Below are 17421 nucleotides of genomic sequence, written 5' to 3'. Positions count from 1 at the left end.
TCTTTACCTGTTAATGATTACCGGCTGGCAGAATCGTCCATGATACCAAGCTCGTCCCAGATGTCATCCACGCGTTGCTTTACGGCATCGTCCATGACGATAGGGGTACCCCATTCACGATCGGTTTCGCCGGGCATTTTATTGGTAGCGTCCATGCCCATTTTCGAGCCCAGCCCGGATACCGGCGACGCAAAGTCCAGATAATCAATGGGGGTGTTTTCAATCAGGGTGGTATCGCGCGCCGGGTCCATACGTGTGGTAATCGCCCAGATCACATCATTCCAGTCGCGGGCGTTGACGTCGTCATCACACACGATCACAAACTTGGTATACATAAACTGACGCAGGAACGACCATACACCCATCATGACGCGCTTGGCGTGTCCCGGATATTGCTTTTTCATGGTCACGACGGCCATGCGGTATGAGCAGCCCTCAGGTGGCAGATAAAAATCGACAATCTCAGGGAACTGCTTTTGCAGTATTGGCACAAACACTTCATTTAATGCCACACCTAGTATCGCGGGCTCATCCGGTGGACGACCGGTGTAGGTCGAATGATAAATAGGGTTTTTGCGATGTGTGATATGAGTCACAGTAAACACCGGGAACTCGTCTATCTCATTGTAATAGCCGGTGTGATCGCCGTACGGCCCTTCCGGTGCGGTTTCATCCTGCGCAATGTAGCCTTCCAGCACAATCTCAGCCGATGCCGGTACCTGCAGGTCGTTACTGATGGATTTTACCACTTCGGTTTTATCGCCACGCAGTAATCCGGCAAATGCGTACTCTGACAATGTATCAGGCACGGGTGTCACGGCGCCAAGGATAGTTGCCGGATCGGCTCCCAGAGCCACCGACACCGGGTAGGGTTCGCCCGGATGGGTCTGGCACCACTCACGAAAATCCAGTGCGCCGCCACGGTGTGACAGCCAGCGCATAATGACTTTATTCTTGCCAATAACCTGTTGACGGTAGATGCCCAGGTTCTGACGCTTTTTATGCGGCCCCCGGGTGACAGTAAGCCCCCAGGTGATAAGCGGGGCGGCATCCCCCGGCCAGCAGCGCTGGATAGGTAGCTGGCTTAAGTCCACATCATCGCCGCTGATAACAACGTCCTGACACGGCGCTTTTTTTACCGTTTTCGCCGGCATATTCAGCACCTGCTTAAATACCGGCAGCTTGTCCCACAGGTCTTTTAAGCCTTTTGGCGGCTCAGGCTCTTTCAGGTACGCCAGCAGCTTACCCACCTCGCGTAAGGCAGCAACCGAGTCCTGGCCCATTCCCATGGCAACCCGCTCAGGGGTACCAAAAAGGTTAGCCAGTACCGGCATGGTATGGTTTTTCGGATTTTCAAATAACAGGGCCGGACCGCCCGCACGCAAGGTGCGATCGGCAATTTCTGTCATCTCCAGATCCGTATCTATGCTGTGGGTGATGCGCTTCAGTTCACCACGTGCTTCCAGTTGCTGGATAAAGTCGCGTAAATCTTTATATTTCATTTGATTGGGCAGGGTCCACGGACTACTCTTTTGAAAAGATTATACCATTTAGGATTGTTGTCCGATCAGCAACTTATGAAAAACTTATCTTTGCGCAGTGCGCTACTCCTTCTACTCGCTTTTTCATGCCATGCAAAGGCTTTAGCGTCGGCGTGTGACGCTGACCGGTATCAGGACTTTGATTTCTGGCTGGGACACTGGGAGGTCACTACGCCGGATGGGCAGTTTGCCGGCGTGAATCTGATTGAAAAACAGTATGACGGCTGCGTAATTACTGAGCAGTATGCGAATGCTTCCGGCCCCTACGGCACCAGCGTTAACAGCTACGACAAAACAACCGGAAAGTGGTATCAGACCTGGGCTGATAAATCCGGGCTGCGGCTGCCGCTTGAAGGTGGTCTGATTGATGATGTGATGGTGATGACTGGTAAAACATCGGGACAGTCTGGCGAGTTAAATCATAAAATTAGCTGGACGCCGGAAGAAAATGGGAGTGTGATACAACACTGGCAGGTTCGAAAAGCCGATGAGACGCAATGGCAGACCCTGTTCAAAGGAATCTACACCAAAAAAACTGATTAACATTGCCTGAGGTAGAAGCATGAACCAATTCGATGACGATATGACCGCTGAGCTGAATCTGATCCTGAAGTTTCCTCAGGACAGCCTGATGCAGGGATTGAAAATTCATCATGATGCCAGCCAGTCCATCGTCCATGCGGCTGAGCGACTCTTCGCAAAAGGGATAATCACCAAACCTGACGGTGGCTATCTGACTGACTTAGGTGTGGATATTGCCGATCATGCCAGACATCTTCAGATGGCGCTGTCGATGAAACTCAATTAGTAAAACAAGCGCGACTGCCCGCCGCAAATTCAGTGCCCCGCTACTTCCAATGAATGGCGGGGCACTGATTGTTGCTAAACAGCACTTGTGCGCAGGCTGCGTTAAACTCGATGTCGCGTGACATAGTTGGGCACTGAATGCGGCTGAACTGACCCTGTGCGTCGCCCTCTTATCACTGCAACGCCGCCACTTGAGTTTTCCGGCAGCGTGCCGATAGTTTACTGTGGGTCGTTTTTTATCAACACGCGGTTATTTGTTATGCGTAATAAAATCATATATTTGGCGATAGCGTCGCTGCTTTCATTTTTTTCTATTGCCAGTCAGGCGCAGGAAATTAAAGCTGTTCAGCTTTACTCGCAGGACGAGCTTATCAATATGATCAACGAGAATTCTCACCTCAACCGTGTGGTGGAAGATCGTTGTCAGCTGGTTCAGGATATCGAGGCCCGGGCGGAAGTATTGCGCGTGCCTGCTTACCAGTTTTTATGGGGAGATATGCTGGCATGGGGCGTGTGCGTAGATGAAGCGCCAGAGCGTGGTGTTAATCTGATGCGCGATGCCGCTGATCAGGGCTTTCCGGCGGCGCTGGAACAGTTAGGCCGCTATTATGCCAAAGGCACGCTGGTGCAACAGGATCGAAAACGTGCAGTGATCTATCTGCGTGAAGCCGCCGCACTGAAAAATCTGAAAGCGCAAATGCAACTGGCCGAGTTGTTCCTTGATGGCTACGGAAGTCCTTACGATTATGAAGATGCCTACCGCTGGCTATACAACGCGGTAACGGCAGATAAGCAGCAGCACAAAAAAATTGCCGGTTATTTAAGTGACCTTGAGGAGTTGATGCATCCCAAAGCGGTGCGCAACGCCAGACGCCTGACAGATTAGCGCAATGCCTGCGCGGTATGGCTGAAAATAGACGTGGTTTCGGACTAGTTTGTTTCGGTATGACTTCGTTTCGATAATTTGTCACTGCTGCATGACGTCAGCTGAGAGATGGTGATATCACCAGGCTGGAAGGCAGCCGGGGTTTTCTGATATTGCGTGACAGGGTGGCCGTCGACACAGAGTAATGTCGCGAAGCAGGCGATCACACAAGAGGGCGGCGCGAAGGCCCGTTATCCAGCGTAAGATTTATTTGTCATTAACGCGTCTTTTGCCAGTGATCATCGCGGGTATCAATGCGACTTTCCCCCGCCATTGAGTGAATACCACCGCTGTGATGTGTATCAGTGCTGCCGCGTAAAGCGTGTTAGCGAGCCATTCGTGGGTAAGCTCAAGCGTCTGGTTGCCCCAGAATGCATCGATTTCTTCCATCATAAATCCGGTGACACCCAGTCCGGCAAATAACCCGATTACCAGAAATACCATCAGCCAGCCCATCGGATTGTGTCCATGGGTTTGCGACACGTTGCGCGCTTTCAGTTCGCTGATATGTTGGGAAAATGCGGTTTTACGAAAAGAAGCGTGCCGAAATCCGGCCAGATTAGTGGTGGTTACCCCCCAAATGATGCGAAGAGTAATGAATGCAAACGCAATATAGCCCAGTACTTCGTGAGGGAGGTCGCCGGGCTCAAGTACAAAGTAATTAAGCACAAATACTGTTACCAGTGTCCAGTGACAGATCCTGATAAACGGGTCCCATATCCGAATTGTTTTTGTCATGGCTGTGTCCGGTTTATGTTTGTTGCGACGCTGGAATTGAGATGAATGTTGTCACGGTCGTGTCCAGGTTACGTTTGTCACTACGCTGGTAGTGAAATGATGCTTCGCAAAAGTACCGTTGACCGCTGTTGTCTGACACTGGTTTGTATCATTGCAGTGAGTGACCATGCTGAAAAGTGCGCCGCCAGAAATTTGTTCAGGCGACATCACTGGGTTGTTGCAGCGCAGAACATTCTTTAAGCGCTGCAACCTGGCCTGGTTTAGTGAGACTCACTTTTCACAATGCTGCCATCAACCGGATTAAAGTAAATTTCTACTTTCTTATCCGCGGCGTCCATTCCGTAAATTTCATAGCAGTTACCATCGGTAACAACAAACTCGTTGATCGTATAGCCTTTGTCTTTGAGGTCGTTCTGGAACTGAGTTTGATCCATCCACTCAGACTGTGGTGCGGTTGTGCACTGGGTAGAAGGCGATTTGCTACAGGCGCTCAGGGTAAGGGCCGCGCCCGCAATTACTGCTAAACTTATAATCTTCATAACGTTTCCTTTGTTGAATCGGTGGTACAACCATATCACAAGCACACTGACGGGAATGTCACCAAAATGGTCATGCGTAGCATTGTCTGATAGCGAAACTTTCCTGCCAGTCTGAAGTCCATGATACAGACATTTTTACTTATCCAAAGTGAACCAGATCAAGGAATAAGCAATATTTGCACTACATATTTGTCTTTGTAAAAGCCAATACGCCACGATGTCAGCGACTTTGCAAATCTTTTGTAGTAATTAACTGTTATACTTGCTGAAAATTTTATCTGTTTTATCAACCCGTAAAGGAAACTAACTATCTCCATGAGTGACGATCCGCATTATCAGCGCGAGAAAGAAAAATACGAAAACCCCGTAGCAAGCCGCGAGTACCTGCTAAGTGTACTGAAAGAGCAGGGGAAACCGATGTCTTTTCTGGATATATGCGCTGCCGTTGAAGCCTCTGAAGAGGACAGTCGAATTGGAATTCAGCGACGGTTAAGGGCCATGGAGCGGGAAGGGCAGATACAGTTCACCCGTCAGAAAAAGTACGTGGTGCAGAATCAGGAAGAGCTGATCCGTGGCCGGATTATCGGCCATCGTGACGGCTTTGGCTTTCTGCGTCCCGACGATCGCAGCGGCGATTTGTTTATCAGTGGCGGTCAGATGCAGTTGTTTCTGCATGATGATTACGTTGAAGCGCGGGAAAGCGGCACTGACAGACGTGGCCGCAAAGAAGCGTTTATCACGCAGGTTATTACACCGCGTAGCGAGCCTATTGTAGGGCGTTACTTTACCGAGCAGGGCTTTGGTGTGGTGATACCTGACGACAGCCGTTTGCAACACGAAATCGTGATCCCACCAGAGCATACGAATGGCGCGAAGATGGGGCAGGTCGTTGTGGTTGAACTGACTCAGCGTCCGCGTCGCAAAATTAATCCGGTAGGCAAAATCGTTGAAGTGCTGGGTGAGCATATGGCACCGGGTATGGAAATTGAGATGGCGCTACGCACCTACGATATTCCGCACGAATGGCCGAAAGGTGTGACCCGTCAGGTCTCCAACCTGACCGAACAGGTGCCGGAAGAAGCCAAAGAAGGGCGCGTTGATTTGCGTCAGTTGCCACTGGTGACCATCGACGGCGAAGACGCGCGCGACTTTGATGACGCCGTATATTGTGAACCGCTGGACGATGGTGGTTGGCAGCTGTGGGTTGCCATCGCGGATGTCAGTCATTACGTTCGACCCGGAACGGCGCTGGATGACGAAGCACAGGAGCGCGGAAACTCCGTGTACTTCCCTGAGCAGGTTATTCCGATGTTGCCGGAAGTCTTATCAAATGGACTTTGCTCGCTGAACCCCGAAGTAGACCGACTGTGCATGGTGTGTGAAATGACCATCAGCGCGCAGGGAAAACTCGAGGCGTATCAGTTTTACGAAGCGGTCATGAATTCTCACGCGCGGCTGACATACACCAAAGTGTGGCAAATTCTGCAGGGCGATAAAGATCTGCATCAACGTTATGAAGCCCATGTCCCACATTTGCGTAACCTGCACGACATGTATCGCATGCTGAAGAAATCCCGTCAGCATCGTGGTGCGATTGAGTTTGAAACGCAGGAAAGCAAATTTGTGTTCAATGCGCAGCGTAAAATTGAAAATATCGTGCCGGTCGTTAGAAACGATGCGCATAAGCTGATTGAAGAGTGCATGATCATGGCCAATGTCAGCGCCGCATTGTTTTTAGAAAAGCATGACGCGCCAGCACTTTTCCGTGTGCATGATAAACCGGATGCCGATCGCCTGACGACGTTTACCAGTTACCTGGGTGAAATTGGTGTACCGCACCGAATTACGGAAGAGGCGAGACCCGCTGACTTTACCGATGTCGTCAACAAAACCCGCAACCGGCCTGATCAGGAGTTAATCCAGACCATGCTGCTTCGTTCCATGAAGCAGGCTATTTATGACGGTGACAATATCGGTCACTTCGGGCTGGCGCTGGAAGCCTATGCACACTTTACCTCGCCTATCCGTCGCTATCCTGATCTGGTGGTTCACCGCGCAATTAAAGGTTTGCTGAAAAAGCTGCCGCCCAAGCAAAAGGTGTCAGGTGCCAAGGCGTATACCATTGAAGAAATTGAGCAAATCGGTGAACAGTGTTCTATGACCGAACGCCGGGCAGATGATGCTACCCGAGATGTTGCTGACTGGCTGAAATGCGAGTTTATGCTGGACCATGTCGGAGATACGTTCGATGGCGTGGTGGCCTCGGTTACGAATTTTGGCTTGTTCGTCAGGTTAACCGAATACCATATCGACGGCCTGGTGCACATTACCTCGCTGGATGATGATTTCTATCATTACGACGATGTGAAGCAGTGTCTGAAAGGGGAACAGGGCCATAACCAATATCGTTTAGGCGATAATCTGGAAGTGAAAGTGGCTGCCGTCAATCTGGACGAAAGAAAGATTGATTTATTGCTGGATAACACTAAGCTTCGCGGCCCCGGTGGCAAGAAAGTCGCGGTAAAAACGACGAAGAAGTCACGTCGGCAACCTGATGACAACAGCGGACCTGGCGGGAAGGGTCGCGGCGGTAAAGGCCGAGGCACGAAAGGCAGCGCGTCCAGTGCGGGGAAAGGCGCACCGAAAAGCGGTACGTCAAAATCCGGAAGAGGCGCACCAAAGGGGAAACCTAAGTCATCTTCATCGAAACAGCAGAAAGGCGGTAAGAAGCGTTAATGGCACAGCAAGAATGGTTATACGGACTGCATGCGATGCAGTCAGTACTGGAAAATGAACCCGAGCGGGTTATTGAGCTATTCGTATTGAAAGGCAGGAATGACGAACGTCTGGCCAACATTGTGAATCAGGCTCGCCGGTTCGGTGTTAGTGTTCAATTCTGTCAGCGTAAAGCGCTGGACGACAAAGTTCAGGGTGAGCAGCATCAGGGCGTTGTCGCCCGTGCAAAGCCCGCCCGTGTGCTCGACGAAGCGGATCTTGACCAGGTTTTGGACAAACACGAGCAGCCATTTTTACTGGTGCTGGATGGCGTAACCGACCCACACAATCTGGGCGCGTGCCTGCGTACGGCAGACGCGGCCGGTGTGCATGCGGTGGTGGTACCAAAAGACAAATCAGCCAGCCTGACAGGCACAGTCCGAAAGGTAGCCTGTGGTGCAGCCGAGGTTTTGCCTCTCATACAGGTGACAAATCTGTCGCGCACCCTGAAGCATCTTCAGGATAAGGGCTTGTGGATCATTGGCACAGCCGGTGAGGCCGACCAGATGATCTATGATGCAAAACTGACAGGCCCTACTGCGCTGGTGATGGGTGCAGAAGGTAAAGGCATGCGTCGTCTGACGCGTGAAAATTGTGATGAACTGGTAAAACTACCGATGGCAGGGACTGTGTCCAGCCTGAATGTGTCTGTGGCCACAGGGGTTTGCCTGTATGAAATCGTGCGCCAGCGCCGGGGCTAATTCGTAGCCCGGCAGGTTGTGCACATCCAGATAACAAGGCCGACATCGCGCGGCCTTGCTATATTACCGGCCAATTGCCCCTGTATGAACGCCATTATCCTCGCCTACTCTACTGGCAATTCTGCCGAAGTTTCTCAGGCAATGTGAGCACTCCCCCTCTCTCCCTAAATTGTAATTAGTGTGTTTCGGTGATTGCGGTATTCACACGCTTACTATTACTATAGAAGCGTGGTGGCGATAGCCACCGGTCTAAAGTCAGCATCCTTTTTCTTCTGCACGCAGTGCGCTTATCAAGACGGTATTTTTCTTCTGTTTCTGACGGGGGAAATCGCGACGTTTGTATGGGCAATGGTTGCAGAGGCAGGTTTTACTGGGTCCTTCCGTTTCTGTTGTGCCGGTCTTTTTTTGCATCAGCCATCACAGGGATGAACATTGTTGTCGCGATTATTGCGAATGGCATCGGTCAAACAACAACGAAGGATGGCCTTATGACCATATTATCTTTTAAAAGGAAACTTTGCTTTTCACTGCTCAGTCTGTCTTCTGCCACTACCCTGGCATCGACTGCTCCTCTTGCTGACATTTTACCGCCAACCGGACAAGACAGATATCTTATCCGCTTTTCTGACACTGCCACACAAAGCTCTCTGCAGGCTGTCACTGGGGATTCGCTTGCCCGCTCAGTGTTAGCCGGCGCAGGCGTAACCCCAATAAAAACAATCCCCCGACACCATATTATGGTGGCAATGCTTACGAAAGCGCAGATGGCCCGATTGAAGCTAATGCCGGAAATTGAAGACGTAGAAATTGATCCTGTGAGGTATATCAGCGCACAAAGTGTGCCTTATGGGATCAGTGCAACCCAGTCTGATGCGATGCCACCATTCACCGATGCCGGAATAAAAGTGTGTGTTGTGGATACGGGGTACGCGCTGGGTCATCCTGATCTTCCCGGGGTGAGCGACGGCGTGACCGGCGAGGCAAATGCAGTGGAAGTCGGCAACTGGTATGAGGATGGCAACGGTCACGGGACCCATGTGGCGGGAACAGTTGTTGCGTCTGACAATGATGAAGGGGTGATAGGCGTGTCACCGGGCGTCGGGTTGCATATCGTTAAAATCTTTGACGACGATGGGCTTTGGACTTACTCATCCGATTTAATAGAAGCCGTCTCGCAATGTCAGGAAGCAGGCGCTGATGTTGTGAATATGAGCCTGGGTGGATATGGCGCGTCAGCGACAGAAGAGTACGCGATGCGCCGGTTTACGGAAGAAGGCATGTTGCTGGTAGCGGCTGCAGGAAATGACGGTACTGGCACACTGCAATATCCGGCATCGTATGACGACGTCATCTCTGTTGCGGGAGTCAGGGACGATGAGCGCTGGGCGTCGTTTAGTCAGCATAACCGGGCAGTCGAGATTGCGGCGCCGGGAGCCAACGTGCTATCGACATACCCGAATGGTCAATATGCCTTTTCCAGCGGTACGTCGATGGCTGCGCCCCATGTTGCCGGTATTGCGGCAAGATTATGGAATGCGTTCTCAGAGTGTAGCAACGCTGAAATCAGAGAAGCTCTTGTTAGCACCGCTAAGGACAAAGGTCGCCCCGGACAGGATCCCTATTTTGGCTACGGGATTGTCCAGGGGCTTGCCGCCTATAACAGGTTGTCAGAAGTTGGTTGTGAAGGTGTGGCGCCGCCACCGCCGGGCATAGAGCCCGTTACATATACTTTTCCGTTAATGTCATTGCCGCGCAATCGCTGGCTGGGTCGGGTGGTGGAGGTGCCTGAGGGAGCCAGGCTGCTGAGGATCAGTATTAGTGGCGGAAGCGGTGATGCTGATTTATATGTGGATTATGAACGCTGGCCTACAGCACAACAGTATCAATGCAGGCCGTTCAATGGTGGCAACGAGGAAGTGTGTGAGTTCAGAAACCCGCAAGCCGGGCGCTGGCATGTAGGGTTGAATGCCTATATCGCCTTTTTTGATGTCGCGCTCACATATCACTACGAATAAGTTGTCTCGTTCTAACCGTTACAAGCAGGGCGGCGTCAAGAGCCGCTTAACCTGATACGCATGTCCGCATCAGCGGGCATGTTCCTATGATCACGAATCACCACACCAGCGCTTTGTCATTTTATTGCGTGTAATGCGCAAACCTAGATTTTATTGCCCCCTCACGATTGTGACAAAAGCAGCCTGACTGATTGGTGCGTGTGATTTTTGTACACAATCATTTACACAAGTAAATTGTATGACAGATAAAATAGATTTGTGTTGGGTATGATTTGTTCGATAAGTTAGTTATATCAGTTTTTCAGGATAGCTATTAATTTTTTTATAATTATTGATGATGTTAAAAGTTGGGGTGAAAAATCACCTAACAAGCGGTTTACCAATCGCTGTCGGCGTGTCAAGAGGTGTAAGGCGCTAATGGAAGTATGATTTTATACCATTCGTTATACCGACTCATACTTTACATGTGATACTCAATACCCTTTGATAGTAATATGAATTTATGTTGTCCAATTGGTCAATAATTTTGGTGCTATGTATCCGGCGGTCAGCAGGCCATTATCGGATAGCTACCAGGTTAGAAAATACACGCTGGATAATGGCGAATGGGCACAGTAGTGCCTGCTATTGATGATAAATTAATTTTCATCAGCTTTTCTTATAACTTTTAGTGATAATGTGCTCTTTTACTTCATTCAGAGTTTGTTACGAGCACTTTGCACGCAAGACGTAACAGCAAAGTCAGAGACCTGAGCCAGGTGTCTGATTTGCTTATTGTTTAGCTGGTCACAGAGAGGCCGGCAATACCCTCTTCCATTATGGAAGCATGCTGTTGAGGTTGAACAGCAAACACCAGATGTCCGGGTATACGGGTAACGTGGTCTGAAGATGAATAATAGGGATATAAACTTTTTCAGATTAAGGGCGGCCTGGCTCGCTGGCATCTGTCGTAAATTGGACCCTGAAATAAGCTTCGGAAAGAAAGCACGGGGAAAAAACAACAAGACAGGAAATAAATGACTATTAAAAAACAACACACACTAACAAAAAAAGCTGCTCTGGCAGCGACCCTCACCCTATTGAGTGTTTCTGTAAATGCCGCTGTTAACGGGCCGCAAAAAGTTAAGGAAGAAAAGCAGTCAGTCGAGACGATGATTGAAAACGGGCTGACACCATTTATTGGTGCAGAGTCTGTTGAGCAGCGCTATATCGTTAAGTTCAAAAATACCAACGGCATTGGCGGGCCGGGTTTAGCGATTGCGAAAGGCAAGAAAGACAGCAAGAAAGGTCCTTCAGAAAATGCATCAGATCGGGCATTTGAGGCCCACGCTGCGAAATCGTTGATCGAAACGGTCGGTGGCCGCGCGCACAAAGTGCTTGAGAAACAGCGCATGGTCGCAGCATCAATGGATAAGCGTACTATGAACCTGTTGCGTAAAAACCCTAATGTGGAAAGCATTGCGGTGGATGCGCGTCGTGAGCTGATGGCGCAGAGCACGCCATATGGCTACAACATGGTGCAGGCAAATCAATTCGCACAAAGCGATACCAGTGCGCGTAAAGTCTGTATTATCGATACAGGTTACAACCTGGGACACCCAGACTTACCAGATACAAACAATGGCGTTACCGGACAGGGTAACAATGCTGCGGTGGGTAACTGGTATAACGACGGCAATGGTCACGGTACCCACGTTGCCGGTACTATTGCAGCCTATGATAATACCGAGGGTGTTATCGGCGTGTATCCGGGTGTAAATCTGCATATCGTCAAAATCTTTGATGATAACGGTAACTGGACGTATTCATCAGACATCATCCAGGCTATCAACCAGTGTCAGAATGCCGGCTCGAATGTGGTAAACATGAGTCTGGGTGGCGGCGGTGCTTCGTCAGCAGAACAATCAGCAATGCAGGGGTTTGTTGATGATGGCATGCTGCTGGTAGCTGCTGCTGGTAACGATGGCAACAGCACTAAGTCGTATCCGGCGTCGTACCCGTCTGTGGTTTCTGTTGCTGCGGTAGATAGCAATGAAAATCATGCTAACTATTCGCAGTACAATGACGCTGTTGAAATCGCTGCACCAGGTAGCTCGGTATACTCCACGTACCCAACTAACTCCTATGCAACGCTTAACGGTACCTCAATGGCAACACCGCATGTAGCAGGGGGCGCGGCGCTGGTATGGAGTTTCTTCCCGCAATGTTCAAATGAACAAATCCGTGGTGCGTTAAATGCAACTGCAAAGGATAAGGGCTCTGCGGGTCGTGATAACTTCTATGGTTATGGCCTGATGCAGGTTGCCGATGCCTACGATTACTTAAACGCCAATGGCTGTGACGGTGCTGGTGGCGGCGGTACTGGCGGCGGTGGCGGCGTAGAGCCGGTATCTGGCCAGCTGACTAACCTGTCAGGCTCAACCGGCAGTTGGGATCGCTACACCTGGGATGTACCGGCGGGCGTAAGTTCGCTGACCGTACAGATTGGTGGCGGAAGCGGCGATGCTGACCTGTATATGCGTCTTGGGGCACAACCTACTACGTCTTCATGGGATTGCCGCCCATACAGAAGCGGAAATGCTGAAATCTGTACCATAGACAACCCATCTTCAGGTACCTGGCATATCGGTATTCGTGCGTACAGCAGCTATAGCGGTGTGACAATGAATTACTCTTACGAGTAATGTTACCTACCAGATAACTTAGCAAAGGCCGGTGTACCCGGCCTTTTTTGTGCACGGTGTCTTCATATCTTCCGTTTACCCGTCGGTTTCCTGCACGAATAAGCGTAAACCGCTTACGAACAGGTCTACGTAGCCAGTATTTGAGAGCGTACCGGCTAAGATTATGCCAGCAAACTTAAGGATGGGAGCGACAAGAGACACCTATGCCGGAGTGTGCTTAAAAATTAGACTAATTGCTACCCCCTCAAGACTATCAATAACAGCAAATCGGATTACACTATCGCCCTGTTGTCAGCAGCGCTTTTAGATGCTGAAAGCGCCACGCCTAGATTTGGTGAGACATTCGGAAAGTACACCGGTGCGCGTTACTGACTACATGTGTAAACCTTTTATCACTGTTTATCCATAACGCGTGTTCGTCTGACTATGAAACTGATCAAAGCACTGAGTGACATCTCGACAGATATCTCCCTTGATGCCGCACAAAAAATGCAGCGATTGCTGGTGCTGGGGTGCGAGGCCACCGGCCAGCCTATCGGGATCATCAGCCATATCGAAAACGACACTTATACTGTCATCGCTGCGCACACGCCAGACGGCAGTATTCAGCCCGGCGATACATTCGCACTCGGCGATACGTACTGCAAAGACACTTTACAGGCAAACGGCGTTGTGGCTTATCACAATGCCACCAAGTCGCCGGGTATCACCCATCCCTGCTGTGAAAAGTTTGATCTTTACAGTTACATCGGCGTTCCGGTCAGAATTCACAATGCGCCTTATGGCACGTTAAATTTTTCCTCGCCCGAGCCCTCTGACGCGCCTTTTACCGATTTACATTACGACTATCTGACACTTCTGGCTGAATGGCTCGGTATGATGATCAGCTGTAAAGAAGCGTTTGGTGAGTTGATGGCACATCAGGTGAAACTGGAGCAACAAAACGCCTTGTTTAACCACGTTTGTGAAATGGCCAGCGTAGGAGCATGGGAGCACATCGTAGATTTGGGTGAGATCAAGTGGTCCTCTACCATGAAGAAAATGCATGGACTGGAGGAGGACACGTCAATCAGTGTTGAACTAGCTTCATCTTTTCCTGCCTATATTGCCGACCGACAAATTATGGTTGACCTTAACCGAAGCACTATTGAGCGCGGTGTCCCCTGGAATAATCAATATGAAGTGCAACTCAAAAACGGTGATCGACGCTGGTTTAAGACTTATGCCAGACCAGTAATGCGAAATGGCAGGTGCGAACGGATTATTGGCTCTACGCAGGATGTCACCGCCAATGTTGAATATGAAAACAGGCTTCGTAAGCGACGTGAAGAAGCGGAGAGCGCGTTGAAAGTGCGTACTGAGTTTATTGCCAACGTAAGCCACGAATTACGAACCCCCATCCATGGCGTGATGGGAATGCTGGATGCGCTGGAGAGAACAGGACTCACTGTCAGGCAGCGAGAGCTGACTGATGTCGCACAGCGAAGCGCAGGGATTTTGCTTAATCAGGTCAATGACGTTCTGGATTTCTCAAAAATCGATGCCGGGCTGATGACATTTGTCAATCAGCCTGTTGAATTGAATGCTGTAATAGCGCAAGTGATCCTCCTGCATCGTCACGATGCAGAACACAAAGGGCTGAAACTTGAGACAGAGATAGCGTTAACCCGCGGACTAACCATTGATGCTGATGTGGTAAGAATAAAGCAGGTACTCACTAACCTTCTCTCAAACGCGGTGAAGTTTACGCACACAGGGTTCATTAACGTGTCTACCCGGGCTTTAAAACATAAAGACAATCAATACCTTGTGCAGCTCATTGTGAGCGACAGTGGAATTGGGATTGACCCCGACTGCCTGAGTAAAATTCTCACTGCCTTTGAACAAGGCGATGGTTCAGCAACCCGAACTTACGGTGGCACCGGGCTTGGACTGGCAATCGTCAACCAGATTGCGACGCATTACAATGGTGGAGTGAGTGTAAAGAGTAAAGCCGGAGGAGGCTCTACCTTTACGGTGTCATTTCAACTGAAACAAAACACGCTGCAGCCTGAGCAGAGCAATTCAGACACCCCGGACCATGATCCCGGCATTGAGGGGCTAAACGTGCTGGTAGCGGAAGATAACCCCATTAATCAGTTGGTTATTGAAGAACAGCTTACTGCGCTGGGCGTAACAATGACGATGACAGGTAATGGCGACCAGGCACTCAGTGCGGTGGTTAACGCCCAGAATACTGACTCGCCATTTGATGTGATTATCATGGATTGTCAGATGCCGGTGATGGACGGATACGAAGCTGCAACACAGATACGTCAGCTTTCGGGTAATCCTCAACATATTCCCATCATCGCGTTAACCGCCCATGCGATTGCTGGTGAGCGGGAAAAGTGTCTGAATGCAGGCATGAGCGACTTTCTGACAAAGCCTGTAGGCATAAACGAACTTAAACGCTGCCTTTCGCAACACGCCGGACGCAAATTGAAACCCGAGGAAGCTGGCATTTAGCCCATATTTTTTCTATAGTAGAGCCTCGTCAGGCCTCCCCTGCATCGTTTAAAAATAATTCACTTTACCGCTATCACTTTCCAATCTTTTCTGTTATAGTTTCGCGCCCTTTTTATGGGGGTATGTACATAAAAGCAGCAAATTGTGTTGTTTTTTACAGCAATAACGACTCGGGAGAGTCTTAATTAGAGCGGAGCACTAACATGATCCAAATGCAAACTAACCTGGACGTTGCAGATAACAGCGGCGCTCGCAGGGTTCAGTGTATTAAGGTTCTTGGTGGCTCGCATCGCCGTTATGCAGGTATCGGTGACATCATCAAAGTTACTGTTAAGGAAGCAATTCCTCGCGGTAAAGTTAAAAAAGGTGACGTACTGAATGCAGTGGTGGTGCGTACTAGAAAAGGCGTTCGTCGTGCAGATGGTTCTACTATCCGCTTTGACGGTAACGCGGCTGTTTTGCTTAATGCAAACAAGCAACCAATTGGTACGCGTATCTTTGGACCGGTTACCCGTGAGTTGAGAAGTGATAACTTCATGAAAATCATCTCATTGGCCCCAGAGGTACTATAAGGAGTCACGATAATGGCTAATAAAATTCGTCGTGATGATGAAGTAGTCGTATTAGCGGGTAAAGACAAAGGCAAAACAGGCAAAGTCCTGAAAGTGCTTATTGCTGATAACCGCGTAGTTGTAGAAGGCGTAAACCTTGTCAAGAAGCACCAGAAGCCTAATCCTCATATGCAGGTAGCTGGTGGTATCGTTGAGAAGGAAGCTTCTATTCACGTTTCAAATGTAGCGATTGTTAACCCGGCAACGGGTAAAGCGGATCGCGTTGGTTTCCGTTTCGAAGACGAGAAGAAAGTTCGTTTCTTCAAGTCTAACGGCGAACTTGTTTAATTGATTGGAGAGTACGATGGCGAAACTGCATGATTTCTATAAAGAAACAGTAGTAGCTGAACTTGCGAAGCAGTTCGGATACAAAAGCGTCATGCAAGTCCCTCGGATTGAAAAAATCACCCTGAACATGGGTCTGGGTGAAGCAGTTGCTGACAAAAAGATCCTTGAGAATGCTCAAGCTGACATGGCGGCTATCGCTGGTCAGAAACCGATTGTCACAGTTGCTAGAAAATCAGTAGCGGGCTTCAAAATCCGTGAAGGTTATCCGATTGGCTGTAAAGTAACCCTGCGCGGCGAGCGTATGTGGGAATTCCTGGAGCGTTTAGTTTCTATCGCGATTCCTCGTGTTCGCGACTTCCGTGGTTTGAACCCTAAATCATTCGACGGTCGTGGTAACTACAGCATGGGCGTGCGTGAACAAATCATCTTCCCTGAAATCGATTTCGATAAAGTGGATAAGGTTCGTGGTATGGATATTACTATCACTACCAGTGCCGAAACTGATGACGAAGCACGTGCTCTGCTGAACGCGTTCAACTTCCCATTCAAAAAATAAGGGGTGTAGGGTTATGGCAAAAGAATCAATGAAGGCTCGTGAAGTCAAGCGTGCAAAGCTAGTAGCTAAGTACGCTGAAAAACGTGCCGCACTTAAAGCGATTATCAGCGACGTTAACGCATCTGAAGAAGAGCGTTGGGATGCTGTTCTGAAGCTACAACAACTACCACGTGACAGCAGTAAATCACGTCAGCAAAACCGCTGTAACATTACTGGTCGTCCACATGGTTACCTACGCAAATTCGGTCTTAGCCGTATCAAGCTGCGTGAAGCAGCGATGCGCGGTGAAGTCCCTGGCCTGAAAAAAGCCAGCTGGTAAGGAGTAGCTAAAATGAGCATGCAAGATCCTATCGCGGATATGTTTACCCGCATCCGTAACGGCCAGATGGCACAGAAAGTTTCTGTAACTATGCCTTCATCAAAACTGCGTGTTGCTATCGCAGGTGTGTTGAAAGCAGAAGGTTACATCACTGACTTTGCTGTTTCTGGTGACGTAAAGCCTACTCTTGAAGTGACACTTAAGTACTTCGAAGGTAAGCAAGTAATTGACACTATCGAACGTGTTAGCCGTCCTGGCCTGCGCATCTATAAGAAAAAAGATGAGCTGCCAAAAGTAATGGGCGGACTGGGCGTAGCAATCGTGTCAACTTCTAAAGGTGTGATGACTGACCGTGCAGCGCGTAATGCTGGCATGGGCGGTGAGATCATCGGTTATGTAGCGTAATCGGAGGAG

General features: G+C 49.6%; 16 protein-coding genes. 13 read left to right on the top strand and 3 right to left on the bottom strand.

Annotated elements, in window-relative coordinates:
* Positions 1-17 precede the first annotated feature (17 nt).
* Positions 18-1502 (bottom strand): 4-hydroxy-3-polyprenylbenzoate decarboxylase, encoded by a 1485-nt coding sequence (gene ubiD / locus JKP77_RS09570; RefSeq protein WP_218310963.1) that lies wholly within the window; start codon positions 1500-1502, stop codon positions 18-20.
* Positions 1503-1577: 75 nt separating this feature from the next.
* Between ubiD and JKP77_RS09565 the strand changes: the two genes are divergently transcribed.
* The 3 genes from JKP77_RS09565 (at position 1578) to JKP77_RS09555 (ending at position 3234) form a co-directional block, all read left to right on the top strand.
* A complete protein-coding gene (locus tag JKP77_RS09565) occupies positions 1578-2084 on the top strand; it encodes a hypothetical protein (RefSeq protein WP_218310962.1) in 507 nt (168 codons plus the stop codon).
* A gap of 19 nt (positions 2085-2103) precedes the next feature.
* Complete coding sequence (locus tag JKP77_RS09560; protein WP_218310961.1) at positions 2104-2349, top strand: TIGR02647 family protein; 246 nt, start codon at positions 2104-2106, stop codon at positions 2347-2349.
* Positions 2350-2607: 258 nt separating this feature from the next.
* Positions 2608-3234, top strand: coding sequence for a tetratricopeptide repeat protein (locus JKP77_RS09555; RefSeq protein ID WP_218310960.1), 627 nt, complete (start codon positions 2608-2610; stop codon positions 3232-3234).
* A 246-nt stretch (positions 3235-3480) separates the two neighbouring features.
* Here the strand turns inward: JKP77_RS09555 and JKP77_RS09550 are convergent, their stop codons facing one another.
* Together JKP77_RS09550 and JKP77_RS09545 are read right to left on the bottom strand one after the other, a co-directional pair.
* The gene (locus JKP77_RS09550; protein WP_218310959.1) at positions 3481-4011 is read right to left on the bottom strand and encodes a cytochrome b/b6 domain-containing protein; all 531 of its coding nucleotides are present in this window, start codon (positions 4009-4011) and stop codon (positions 3481-3483) included.
* Positions 4012-4271: 260 nt separating this feature from the next.
* The gene (locus JKP77_RS09545) at positions 4272-4550 is read right to left on the bottom strand and encodes a PepSY domain-containing protein (RefSeq protein WP_218310958.1); all 279 of its coding nucleotides are present in this window, start codon (positions 4548-4550) and stop codon (positions 4272-4274) included.
* Between the two features lie 315 nt (positions 4551-4865).
* Here JKP77_RS09545 and rnr point away from each other — a divergent pair, with 315 nt between their 5' ends.
* The 10 genes from rnr to rpsH all read left to right on the top strand — a co-directional run bounded on the left by rnr (position 4866) and on the right by rpsH (position 17412).
* Positions 4866-7286: a ribonuclease R gene (gene rnr, locus JKP77_RS09540; RefSeq protein WP_218310957.1), complete on the top strand. Its 2421-nt coding sequence runs from the start codon at positions 4866-4868 to the stop codon at positions 7284-7286.
* Entirely contained in the window at positions 7286-8026 is a 741-nt protein-coding gene (rlmB, locus tag JKP77_RS09535) for a 23S rRNA (guanosine(2251)-2'-O)-methyltransferase RlmB (RefSeq protein ID WP_218310956.1), read from the top strand. Before rnr ends, rlmB begins: the two co-directional genes overlap by 1 nt.
* A 488-nt stretch (positions 8027-8514) precedes the next feature.
* Entirely contained in the window at positions 8515-10041 is a 1527-nt protein-coding gene (locus tag JKP77_RS09530; protein WP_218310955.1) for a S8 family serine peptidase, read from the top strand.
* A gap of 1016 nt (positions 10042-11057) precedes the next feature.
* A complete protein-coding gene (locus JKP77_RS09525) occupies positions 11058-12725 on the top strand; it encodes a S8 family serine peptidase (RefSeq protein WP_218310954.1) in 1668 nt (555 codons plus the stop codon).
* A gap of 426 nt (positions 12726-13151) precedes the next feature.
* A complete protein-coding gene (locus tag JKP77_RS09520) occupies positions 13152-15233 on the top strand; it encodes a GAF domain-containing hybrid sensor histidine kinase/response regulator (RefSeq protein ID WP_218310953.1) in 2082 nt (693 codons plus the stop codon).
* A gap of 203 nt (positions 15234-15436) precedes the next feature.
* The gene (gene rplN / locus JKP77_RS09515) at positions 15437-15805 is read left to right on the top strand and encodes a 50S ribosomal protein L14 (protein ID WP_218310952.1); all 369 of its coding nucleotides are present in this window, start codon (positions 15437-15439) and stop codon (positions 15803-15805) included.
* A gap of 12 nt (positions 15806-15817) precedes the next feature.
* Complete coding sequence (gene rplX, locus JKP77_RS09510) at positions 15818-16132, top strand: 50S ribosomal protein L24 (RefSeq protein ID WP_218310951.1); 315 nt, start codon at positions 15818-15820, stop codon at positions 16130-16132.
* A 16-nt stretch (positions 16133-16148) separates the two neighbouring features.
* Positions 16149-16688 (top strand): 50S ribosomal protein L5, encoded by a 540-nt coding sequence (gene rplE / locus JKP77_RS09505; protein ID WP_218310950.1) that lies wholly within the window; start codon positions 16149-16151, stop codon positions 16686-16688.
* Positions 16689-16701: 13 nt separating this feature from the next.
* Positions 16702-17007 carry a 30S ribosomal protein S14 gene (gene rpsN / locus JKP77_RS09500; protein ID WP_218310949.1) on the top strand — a complete coding sequence of 102 codons (306 nt, stop codon included), beginning with the start codon at positions 16702-16704 and terminating at the stop codon, positions 17005-17007.
* A gap of 12 nt (positions 17008-17019) precedes the next feature.
* The gene (gene rpsH / locus JKP77_RS09495) at positions 17020-17412 is read left to right on the top strand and encodes a 30S ribosomal protein S8 (RefSeq protein WP_218310948.1); all 393 of its coding nucleotides are present in this window, start codon (positions 17020-17022) and stop codon (positions 17410-17412) included.
* The last annotated feature ends 9 nt before the right edge of the window (positions 17413-17421 follow it).

Origin of the sequence: Alteromonas antoniana (genome assembly GCF_019249295.1) — a bacterium.
In the GTDB taxonomy this organism is placed as follows: domain Bacteria; phylum Pseudomonadota; class Gammaproteobacteria; order Enterobacterales; family Alteromonadaceae; genus Alteromonas; species Alteromonas antoniana.
This window is presented reverse-complemented; position numbering and strand designations above follow the sequence as displayed.